Source organism: Cobetia sp. SIMBA_158 (assembly GCF_046566945.1).
Taxonomy (GTDB): domain Bacteria; phylum Pseudomonadota; class Gammaproteobacteria; order Pseudomonadales; family Halomonadaceae; genus Cobetia; species Cobetia amphilecti.
Genome location: NZ_JAWJYL010000339.1, coordinates 1 through 274, shown reverse-complemented (window position 1 = coordinate 274; position 274 = coordinate 1). Strand labels below are relative to the sequence as shown.

The window sequence follows — 274 nt, the reverse complement described above, 5'->3', positions numbered from 1 at the left end:
AGTGTGATATTTTTTTCTAGTTTTACTGATTTTTTGCTCATGGTAATTGCTTTTTATTTACATACATTTATTACAACTGTTCTTTATGCAGCTAAAGGTATCTTGCGGATCCAGATCATTGGTAGGGTTTATAAATTGTCCCGCATGTACTCCTCCTTTTAGTTTGTTTAAGTGGTCCTCCTGAAGCTTCGTAATGGTATCTTTATTCAGTAATACTGTTTTTCCTAGTTTGGGTTGCTTCTTCATGATTTTGATATTTTTTAAAGAGCATCAC

General features: G+C 32.8%; 1 protein-coding gene. It reads right to left on the bottom strand.

The features are described from left to right. Positions 1–57: 57 nt before the first annotated feature. The gene (locus tag R2R70_RS20195) at positions 58–246 is read right to left on the bottom strand and encodes a class I lanthipeptide (RefSeq protein WP_410699198.1); all 189 of its coding nucleotides are present in this window, start codon (positions 244–246) and stop codon (positions 58–60) included. Between the last annotated feature and the right edge of the window lie 28 nt (positions 247–274).